The organism is Thermostichus sp. MS-CIW-23 (assembly GCF_054059455.1).
The window spans coordinates 19,686-27,597 of sequence record NZ_JBSSCC010000036.1; the positions used below are offsets into that span (position 1 = coordinate 19,686).

The 7,912-nt window shown below is 59.8% G+C and carries 8 protein-coding genes; 3 read left to right on the forward strand and 5 right to left on the reverse strand.

What is annotated here, in order from left to right; genetic code table 11:
- Positions 1-38 precede the first annotated feature (38 nt).
- Complete coding sequence (gene csaB, locus ACVW0B_RS11610) at positions 39-1,124, forward strand: polysaccharide pyruvyl transferase CsaB (protein WP_457491745.1); 1,086 nt, start codon at positions 39-41, stop codon at positions 1,122-1,124.
- Positions 1,125-1,277: 153 nt separating this feature from the next.
- Here csaB and ACVW0B_RS11615 read toward each other — a convergent pair whose 3' ends face one another.
- Positions 1,278-2,432, reverse strand: coding sequence for a homocysteine biosynthesis protein (locus ACVW0B_RS11615; protein ID WP_011431805.1), 1,155 nt, complete (start codon positions 2,430-2,432; stop codon positions 1,278-1,280).
- Positions 2,433-2,590: 158 nt separating this feature from the next.
- Here ACVW0B_RS11615 and ACVW0B_RS11620 point away from each other — a divergent pair, with 158 nt between their 5' ends.
- Together ACVW0B_RS11620 and ACVW0B_RS11625 are read left to right on the forward strand one after the other, a co-directional pair.
- Positions 2,591-3,520, forward strand: a complete 930-nt coding sequence (locus ACVW0B_RS11620; RefSeq protein WP_457404716.1) for an ABC transporter permease — start codon at positions 2,591-2,593, stop codon at positions 3,518-3,520.
- Positions 3,517-4,341 carry an ABC transporter permease gene (locus tag ACVW0B_RS11625; protein WP_457491746.1) on the forward strand — a complete coding sequence of 275 codons (825 nt, stop codon included), beginning with the start codon at positions 3,517-3,519 and terminating at the stop codon, positions 4,339-4,341. The genes ACVW0B_RS11620 and ACVW0B_RS11625 overlap by 4 nt, the downstream gene beginning before the upstream one ends.
- On the opposite strand, the gene cpdA is transcribed toward ACVW0B_RS11625, so the two are convergent.
- From cpdA to ACVW0B_RS11645, 4 genes are all read right to left on the reverse strand, one after another.
- Complete coding sequence (cpdA, locus tag ACVW0B_RS11630) at positions 4,338-5,132, reverse strand: 3',5'-cyclic-AMP phosphodiesterase (protein WP_457491747.1); 795 nt, start codon at positions 5,130-5,132, stop codon at positions 4,338-4,340. The genes ACVW0B_RS11625 and cpdA overlap by 4 nt on opposite strands.
- Before the next feature lie 323 nt (positions 5,133-5,455).
- Entirely contained in the window at positions 5,456-5,980 is a 525-nt protein-coding gene (gene psbP, locus ACVW0B_RS11635; protein WP_414329451.1) for a photosystem II reaction center PsbP, read from the reverse strand.
- Between the two features lie 263 nt (positions 5,981-6,243).
- The gene (locus ACVW0B_RS11640; protein WP_414329450.1) at positions 6,244-7,002 is read right to left on the reverse strand and encodes a PspA/IM30 family protein; all 759 of its coding nucleotides are present in this window, start codon (positions 7,000-7,002) and stop codon (positions 6,244-6,246) included.
- Positions 7,003-7,065: 63 nt separating this feature from the next.
- Positions 7,066-7,749: a polysaccharide deacetylase family protein gene (locus ACVW0B_RS11645; RefSeq protein WP_457402767.1), complete on the reverse strand. Its 684-nt coding sequence runs from the start codon at positions 7,747-7,749 to the stop codon at positions 7,066-7,068.
- Positions 7,750-7,912: the final 163 nt, after the last annotated feature.

Here is a 7,912-nt window from a genome sequence, read left to right on the forward strand (position 1 = left end):
GTGGGTGAGTTAGGATCCCTGTTACTCAGATGGACTCGATGAAACGGCCACAGGTTTTGATCTGTGGCTACTACGGCTACGGCAATGCCGGCGATGAGGCGTTGTTGCTGGCTCTCTTACGAGAGCTAGAGCAGTTGCCCAGCCCCGTACAGCCGGTGGTGCTCTCCCGTCGCCCTGCCGAAACGGCTGCCACCTATGGGGTGCTGGCCTATCCGCGCTTCAACAGTTTGGCTTTACGGCGCTGTCTCCAGGAGGCCCAGGCTTTCATCTGGGGTGGAGGTGGCCTGCTGCAGGATCGCACCAGTTGGCGCAGCCCTCTCTACTACCTGGGGGTGATGGGCCTAGCCCAGCGATGGGGGCTAAGAACCGTTGCCTGGGCCCAGGGGATCGGGCCGCTGCAGCGGGGGTGGATTCGCGCACTAGCCCGTCGCTCGTTGGCAGGTTGCACGGCCATCAGTGTGCGGGATGAGGTTGCCTCCCAATGGCTGCAAGAGTGGGGGATCCCTCACCAGGTGGCTCCGGATCCCGTCTGGAGTTTGCCGTCCAAAACCTTGCCGGAATGGGAAACGTGGCCTCAGCCCCGCATTGCTGTGGTCTTGCGTCCGCATCCGCAACTGACTGGAGCCTGTCTAGAAGCTTTGAGCCAGGGTTTACAGCGTCTCCAGGCTTCCACGGGGGCATACCTTCTCTTCGTGCCCTTTCAGCTGGCTCCTCCCGGATCCCCTGACCTTGGGCCAGACTACCACTTGGCTCAGCAGCTTCAGCAGCGCCTACCCCACCGTAGCCAAGTGCTGGAAATTCGGGATCCCTGTCTATTGAAAGGAGTCTTTCGGGGTGTCAGGCTGGCGATCACCATGCGCTACCACGGATTGGTGATGGCGGCGGCAGAGGGCTGCGCCTGTTTTGGTCTCAGCTACGATCCCAAGGTGAAAACGCTGCTCCAGGAATTGGGCATGCCTGGCTGGGATCTGCAGGAGATGCCCACCGATCCTGAAGCCTTACACCAAGCTTGGCTGGCCTGCTACTCAGAGGGCCTAGCTCTCAGCCCTGCCCAAGCTGACCTGTGGGCGAGGCAATCGGCTCAGCACGCTCAGTTGTTGAGACAGCACCTGAAGTGGGGTTGATGGGGTTGCCTGGAGAAGTTGCTGCCAGCGAATTCCGGTAGCGGTTCTTCTGGAGAGCCGCTTTACCCCAAAAGTAGGGAGGCACGGTGTCCCCGAACCAAAGCGCTGCGTGCATCCGCTTGAGGAGGCCCCCAATTCATTGAGGGGAGGACGTCACCTGAGAGGGTTTTGGGGGAGAAACTCCCGATCCAGGGGCAGGGGGGCGACAGGTTGGGTGAGGGTAAATTGGCCGCTTTCTATCCATTGCTTGAGGATTTCGGCAATTTGCATGGAGCGGCGCAGGCTGACCAGGGGAGCGGTGCGAACCTTGCGGCCATTGAGGGTGATCTGGCCGGATTTGAGCTGGGCATAGCTCACCAAGCCAAAGGTGGGCCGCACCCGGCGGGGAATGGAAAAGTCGATCACCGGTGCCACCAGTTCTTCATCCCGGATGGCGATGGCCTCCAAATCCGCAGGAGCGAGGATGGGAATGGGGATCCCGACCCCCAACATCAAGCTGGGACCGTAGTTGCGGAAGTAGCAGCCCCTCACCCATTCCGCCTGCATTTGCTTGGCATCTCCAATCAGGGCTAGAGTGGCCGCCGGGCCGATGGGAGTTTGGTTGGGCAATCGCTTTTGCAGCGGAAAGTGTTGGGTGCCCTCCCAGGCGACGTAGCCGATGCCGCCTCCCAAAAAGATGCGGCTGCCGATCCCCACCCGGCGCAACAGGGGATCGTTCAACAAGGGGGATAGCTCTCCCGGGTTGGAATAGACGGCATTGCCCAGATGCGGTTCCAACAGACCCAAGTAGGTGTACAAAGGCCGATCCCCGCCGTTCACGCCGACGATGAAGTTTTGGTAGGCATTGCGGGGATTGAACAGGTAAAACTGGTTGAGCTGATCCCGGGTCAGGGTGGTCTCGTAGTCGGCGCGGGGGTAGCAATCGGTCACTTGGCCGATGGCCCGCAAATGGACGCGCTTGCCCGCCACCAGGTCGGCAATGACATGGCCGCCCCCATAGGCTTGATCCGCTTGCTCGCTGGGTTGGGCTGCCCCCAGGTAAAGATCCACCGCGCCAAATCCGGCATAGGCCGGTACCCCGTTCAGCCAAGCTTGGCGAATCTTGATGGGCGGATCCGTATGGCCCAGGTTCACAATGGCTCCTGAAGACTCCATTGGCTCAAAGGTGCCGGTGGTGATCACATCCACCTGCTCAAAGGCTTCCTGGATCCCCAAGGTGGCCAGCTTGGCTTTGGCTTCCAGGGCCGTCCACACCCGCACCTGGCCTTTGGCAATGCGTTGGTTAATCTGGTCTAGGGTTCTCTCCATGGGATGTGAAGATCGCAATGGTTGGTCGCGTTGGCGGTGTGGAGGAATAAGAGGCGTGAGCATACTTCCTTCTCACTACCCACTGCTCTTTCCTCTCTTAAGGAGGGATCCGCTCCCATCTTGAATTCTCTCGTGAGGCAGCTCTTGGGACTGGCTCAATGAATAGCTTAAATGGACGGGGATCTGGGCCGGTGGGGCTTAAGGGGATCCGGCAGTATGGGCCGCTTTTGCCGGCGTTGGGATTGGTGGGCCTGCTCTACGGCGGGGGGCTGCTGCTGGCTCTGGCCCAGAGTGTGGGCCTCTACGGCCTGGGCGAGAGGGGGTTTACCCTGCAGGGGTATGGGGAGCTGCTGCGGGATGCGGAAGTCGGGGGATCCCTGTTGCTCAGCCTCAGAATCGCTCTGTTGGCAACGGGGTTGGCGCTGGTTTTGGGGCTGGGGCTGGCGCTGCTGTTGCGGGGGGTGGGGGGGTGGGCCATCTGGCTTGGCCAGTTGACGCTGCCGATTCCTCATTTGGTGGGGGTGGCGGGGATGCTGCTGCTGCTGGGACCCAGCGGTTGGCTGGCGCGGCTGGCCTTCCAACTGGGCTGGATTGCCTCGGATCAGGATTTTCCCTTGTGGGTGAACGACCGCGGCTATGTGGGGGTGTTGCTCTATTGGCTTTGGAAGGAGATCCCGTTTGCCGCTCTGGTGGCGCTGACGCTGCTGCGCGGGATGGGATCCGAGCTGGAGCAACAGGCTCGGCTGCTGGGGGCTTCTGCCGCCCAGACGTTTTGGTATGTAACGCTGCCCTTGCTGAGGCCGGGGCTGCTGGCCACCGGGATTCTCATCTTCGGCTTTGTCTTCAGCGCCTTTGAGGTTCCCTTGCTCTTAGGGCCCACCTACCCGCGCACCTTGCCCGTTCTGATCTATCAGCGCTTCACCCACATCAACCTGGAGCAGCGGCAGCAGGCGGTGGCGCTGGGGATCATCCTGCTGGCTGTCTCGGCAGCGGTGGTCAGCCTAATCGGAGGGCTGTTTGCAGCCAGAGTATCCTTTCTGCAGCTGCCGTTTGGCTCAGCGGGACGGAGTCCTTGGAGAAAGCCGTGAAAGGACGCAGATGGATTGGGGGATCCCTGCTCCGCCTTGGGGTGGCCGGAGTGGCCCTCCTTTGGGCTTTGCCCTTTGGGGTGCTGGCCCTTTGGGCCTTCACGCGGGCCTGGTATTTTCCCGATGCCCTGCCCCGGGCATGGAGCATAGCCGGTTGGCAGCAACTGCTGAGCTGGGGATCCCAGTTCCGGGCAGCCTTCGGCCAGAGCTTGCAAATTGCCCTGTTCACCACCCTGCTGGCCCTGGGGGTGGGGATCCCGGCGGGACGAGTTTTGGGCACCCATCCTGCGCCCGCCTGGCTGCGCCTGCTGCTGCTATTGCCCATCATCACCTCTCCTTTGGCCGTATTGATGGGCATCCAAGGGGTGCTGATTCGCCTGCGGCTGGACAGTACCCTGCTGGCGGTGGTTTTGGTGCATCTGATCCCCACCATTCCCTACATGGCTCTGGTGATGGGCAGTGTGTTCGCCCGTTTCGACCGCGGCTACGAGGCGCAGGCCCGCTGTTTGGGGGCGGATCCCTGGCAAGTGTGGTGGCAGGTGACGTTGCCCCTCATTGCCCCTGGGGCAGCCATTGGGGCGGTATTTGCCTTTTTGATCTCTTGGAACGAATTTTTGCTCACCTTCTTTGTCGGCGGTGGGCGGGTTCTCACGCTGCCAATGCTGCTCTACAGCCTTTTGCAAGGGGGAAACAATACCCTGGTGGCTGCAGTGGCCTTCCTGTCGCTGCTGCCGGGGTGGTTGGCCTTGCTGGGGGCCAGCGTCTGTTTGGGGCAGGCCATCGGGCTACCCCCCACAGAGGTTCAAGAGGGGGAGAGCTAATATCCCTTCAGGGCCAGGTTGGGCCGTTGCAGAGCAGCTCCCACCCGTTGAACCTGAGTTTTGAAGCTGCCATCTCGCTCCAACCATATCTGCCTCAGGGCAGGGGGAATTACCTCCAGGCCAAACTGGGGGCTCTTGGGACGAAATTGCACACAGGTTGAGGGACAAGCCAGGTAATCAACCCCCTCCCGCCGGCGGTGCAGGTCTTGGTGAATATGGCCGAATACAACGAGGCGGATGTGGTCGAACTCGTCCAGAACCCCAAACAACCGCTCCGGCTGCTGCAGGGCACTTTGATCCAGCCAGGCAGAATCCACCGAAAAAGGGGGATGGTGCAGGGCCAACAAAACATGGTGTTGGGCAGCTTTGCTCCGCTGCAATTCTTGTTTCAGCCACAGCAGCGTGCGCTCCGTCAGGTAACCGCTGTCTTTGCCGGGCACGAGGGAGTTCAATAAAATAAAACTCCAATTTTCCCGGCTGAAGCTCTTGTCCCCGAATAGCCGCTCGGCGTGGAGCTCTTGGTTCATGTTGTGCAGGCGATCGTGGTTGCCCGCCAACCAGTAAGTATCGATGGGGAGAGCCTGCAAATGGGCTCTCAAACGGGCGTAAGATGCTGCGCTACCATCTTGAGAGAGATCTCCGGTAAGCAGCAGCAGATCCGGCAAGGGATCCAGAGCGGCAATGGCCTTTTGCACCTGCAGGAAAGAGGCTTCCGTGTCCACCCCCAGCAGCCGGTGATGGGGCTTGGCAAACAGATGCAGGTCGCTGATCTGAACCACGTATACGGTCATAGAGCAAGCCCAAGAGGGTGGGATCCCATCTCCGCAGGTTTAAAACACTACCGTTCTAGCACCAGATGGCCCGGCTGGAACCCGTAGGTAGGGTCATTTCGATTCAAGCTAGGACACTGCACCCACACCCAAAACGTTGGTCGCGTCTTCGCGTCAGCGTTGCGGAGCAATAATCCCCAGAACCACAAGGCTTTTCTCAGTAGCCCAGGCGTCTCGCCCCCAACCTAAAATGACCATAACTCAGCCCTAAAGGGCTCAACCTTAACCTACCCAAGTCCGTCAACCCGGTTCAATCCCTTGAGAAAATCCTCTCAGGAAAAGCTTTAGGAAACATTCAGAGATCGGCCCACGTTCCTAAAGGCAGCTTGCACCTGAGGCCAGCGGGATTCCTGGGTAGAGGCTGTCAGCGTGTAGAGGCGATGGTGCCGAACGGTTACCGTCACCACCTCATGACGAAGCTGGGATCCCATATCGGTTTGGTATTCCAGCAGGTAATAGGGGTGCTCCTGCCGCTCAAAGGCTTCGGCAGACAACAGCTTGGCCGAGCGACCGGATCCCTCAGGAGCAATGATCTTCTCCGCCACCAACTGCCCCACCTCATCCGGGCTGCCCAAATCGGCAATCGTCTCCCCCTTGTCAAACGGGGCGATCATCAGGCTGACGTTCTCGGTCTCGTACACCAGGTCGCGCAGGAGTACCACCGGCCCTTTCCCCGGCCCAAGATTGACCGCCACCATGCCGTTGGGGTAGGCAAAAGCAAAGGCTCCGCTGGGATCCCTGTAGGCTCGCAGGTTAGAGCCTGCGGAACAGGCACCGACCACCAAGCTGAGGCAGACACAGAGCAGCAACAGCGCTCTAGACAGCCACGGGCTGGTTGCGTAAGTGGGCCACAGGCCTGATCGGGCAGAATGCGCGCCTCGTGCTGCTGACATTGCTGGGATCCTCTCCTCAGATGGGTTGCCTATTGTTCCTTTATCATCCTAGTACGAGCGCACTCCCTCTAGCCCGTTGACCGTCAATTCCCAACGGAAAACTCCCCCTGCAACTTAGCAGCGGGGTTGCCGACGTGGGTTGAAAAGCGAGGGATCCCCAAGCTTGGAAGCAACTGCCGCTATTGGGGGAGCCGCTTCTCGAAATCCAGATCCGGTAGCGGCAGGTTGGCTTGGGCACCTCCTTGGCCGGTGAGCATTGCCAAGCGGCGGGAGATTTCATCGTCCATGGCCATTTCATCCAGTTGGGCAGCAATCTGCTCGCTGCGATCTTCCGAGAGTTCGCTCATGGCTCGGGATTTGAGCTGGCGAGCCTGGATAGCATTCTTTGCCGCCTCAAATTGGGACTTGGCCGAGTCGATGTTGTAGGAGTTGTTGACGCGGGTCATCTGCTCCAGAGCTTGGTTCACCTCGTTGATGTCTTTGAGGTTGCTCAGCTCGCTTTTGTAAGCGGCCAGTCGTTCTTTCTCGCGGGCCAGCTTTTGCTTGGCGGCATTGACGTAGCGCTCGGCAGTTTCCACATTCTCCTTGAGGGGGCCGAGAATGGCCTCAATTTGCAGCGCTTGGGACATAGCCAGGCGGGCAGCCTCTTGATCGCCTCGTTGGGCGGCCAGGCGAGCCTTGTTCTCCAGGGCCTGGTACTCCCGCACCTTTTGCATGTACTTCTGCTCAGCCCGCTGATAGGCAGCCACTTGGGTGGCAACGGCTTCCGTGAGACGCTGAACCGTCTCCTGCATGGTGCGTAGGGATTCTTCCGCCACCATCACCGCTCCTGTGCCGCCTTTCTCCACCGGGATCCCCCACAGCCAGTTCCAAGTTCCGACGATGACGCTGCCGGCCCGTTGCCCAAAAATGCCGTAGATAATCTTGCGTGCGCCCATGGCCTGACCCTCCTGCTTGTGCGTGCCTCTACTGTATTTAATTTCTCCCCAACTGGAAAGATCTCAGGGATCCGGCAAGTGGACAAATTCAAATCCCCGCTTCTTCAAAGTTGGGATCAACTGCCGCGTTACCTCAACCACTTGGGCTCCTCCTTGTACCCCATCGTGCAGCACGATCAAGGAGCCAGGCCGCACCTGGGCCAGCACCCGCTCCACTACCACCGATACCGGTGGGATCAGCCAATCCTCAGGCACCACGCTCCACATCACCGGACAAAAGCCCCAACGGCGCAAATCCGCAAGCGTCTGCGGCCAAAACAAGCCATTGGGCGGGCGCACAGCCCGATAATCGTCAGGGATCCCGCCACAGGCAGCCACGAGGGTGGTTTGGCTGCGCTTCAGGCTCTGTTGAAGTTCGTCAGGGGCAAGCTGGGTGAAGGAGCGATGCTGCCAGCCGTGAAGGCCAATGCGGTGGCCTTGTTGGCGGATCTGACGGGCCAGGTGGGGCCAGCGCTGCACCCGTTCTCCCAACACAAAAAACGTGGCCGGCACCTGAAAATCCATCAAAACCTGCAGCAAAGCCGGAGTGTACTCGGGGTGAGGGCCATCGTCAAACGTCAGGGCCACCCGCTGGGTGTGGGGATCTGCCGGCAACTCCCACAGGCCGTCGGGAAAGAGGGTCTTGAGGCCCCAGTGCAGGGGTGGGTAGAGAGATGGGGGCAGGATTTGCTGAGAAGAGAAGAGCATTGTGGTGGGCTGTATTTTGTCCAGAACCAGAGGCCAATGCTTTGGGTGATCAACTGGGTAACAAATTTAGGTACAGCCTTTTAATTTAAAATAGGGTACAGGTATTCAAGAGGAAGGAGAGAAAGGAATGCCGACTCATTCTTTGGATTTGCGGCAAAGAGTT

What these genes read in the sequence shown, in the direction of transcription:
- csaB (WP_457491745.1), top strand. Translation starts at nt 39, where the DNA reads ATGAAACGGCCACAGGTTTTGATCTGTGGCTACTACGGCTACGGCAAT.
- ACVW0B_RS11615 (WP_011431805.1), bottom strand. Translation starts at nt 2,432, where the DNA reads ATGGAGAGAACCCTAGACCAGATTAACCAACGCATTGCCAAAGGCCAG.
- ACVW0B_RS11620 (WP_457404716.1), top strand. Translation starts at nt 2,591, where the DNA reads ATGAATAGCTTAAATGGACGGGGATCTGGGCCGGTGGGGCTTAAGGGG.
- cpdA (WP_457491747.1), bottom strand. Translation starts at nt 5,132, where the DNA reads ATGACCGTATACGTGGTTCAGATCAGCGACCTGCATCTGTTTGCCAAG.
- ACVW0B_RS11640 (WP_414329450.1), bottom strand. Translation starts at nt 7,002, where the DNA reads ATGGGCGCACGCAAGATTATCTACGGCATTTTTGGGCAACGGGCCGGC.
- ACVW0B_RS11645 (WP_457402767.1), bottom strand. Translation starts at nt 7,749, where the DNA reads ATGCTCTTCTCTTCTCAGCAAATCCTGCCCCCATCTCTCTACCCACCC.